This window comes from Vibrio sp. 1401 (assembly GCF_033340295.1).
The window spans coordinates 1-550 of record NZ_JAWOWF010000720.1; the positions used below are offsets into that span (position 1 = coordinate 1).

Annotated in this window: 1 pseudogene; it reads left to right on the plus strand. The window is 48.7% G+C overall.

Features of this window, described 5'->3' with window-relative positions:
- Positions 1–550: pseudogene (locus R7Z77_RS27775) on the plus strand (flagellar hook-associated protein 3); the annotation flags it as partial.

Here is a 550-nt window from a genome sequence, read left to right on the forward strand (position 1 = left end):
CATTGTTCTTTGGGGCGCGAACGGTTCGTTAACGGATCAAGACCGTAGCGGCATGATCACCGAACTGAAAAGCTACCGTGACTCCATCGAATCGTCTTTCAATGCGCAAGATGAAGAAGGCCACTTTCTGTTTTCGGGCACAAAAACCGATACCGCGGCTCTGAATAAATCAAGTGGCGCTTATGTGGTCGAAGGCAACAGCGATGTTCGTGTGGTGACGGTGGCAAAAGGCGTGACCATGGATTCGAACATGACCGCAAAAGAGATCCTAGATATTGGTGGCGGCAAGAACGTTCTTAATCAAATCGACGCTTTGATTGCAGAATTTGAGAAGCCGAGTCCGAATTTTCAAGCCGAAGTGGACGCTAGCCTAAACGCCATCGATGATACGATGGCAAACGTACTAGGCGCGATGACGGAAATCGGTGGTCGCCATAACAACCTAGATTTGATGGATGGCGCACACAGCGAAAACAAGTTGTTTGTCGACAAAGTCTCTGGTGACTTATCTGCATTGGACTACGGTGAAGCTTCGGTACGTTTAAGCAAC